The following is a 486-nucleotide window of genomic DNA, read 5'->3' as shown; positions in this document are numbered from 1 at the left end:
GCGGCCAGTGCGAGCGTCACGAACGCCTGGACGTACGACAACCCCGGCACCAGCCCCGGCGCCAGCAGCACCGCGCCCGCGCCCGGCGGGTACTGCCACAGCGTGTCGTGCACCGGGTACGACCCCTGTTCGAGCACGCCGTACCAGTGGAGGTACAACCGCCCCACCTCCCGCGCCACCGAACCCCCGCTGAGCAGCGGCGAACTGTCATGCGCGAGCAGCCACAGCATCAACGCCCGGGTGGCGAACCAGCCGAGGGCGAGCCTGAGGACGGGGCCGGGGGTGACACGGGGACCGTTCATCGCGTTGGAGCCTAAGCCGGGTGGATGGAGTATCGGCGGCGATACGCCGCAATCACCCGCAAACATCGTCTCATCGCAAAAGATCGGGCCGTGGTGAACGTCGGGCTCCCTGTGGAAGCTGTCGAAGCTGTGCCAGCGCCGTCGCGGAAGCCGCCCGGGGGGCGGGGGCGGCGCGGGGTCGTGG

At 71.0% G+C, this 486-nt stretch carries 1 pseudogene; it reads right to left on the bottom strand.

Annotated elements, in window-relative coordinates:
* A pseudogene (locus tag CCN72_RS40760) lies at positions 1 to 302 on the bottom strand (hypothetical protein); the annotation flags it as partial.
* Positions 303 to 486 lie beyond the last annotated feature (184 nt).

The organism is Streptomyces murinus, from assembly GCF_002154555.1.
In the GTDB taxonomy this organism is placed as follows: Bacteria; Actinomycetota; Actinomycetes; order Streptomycetales; family Streptomycetaceae; genus Streptomyces; species Streptomyces murinus.
This window is presented reverse-complemented; position numbering and strand designations above follow the sequence as displayed.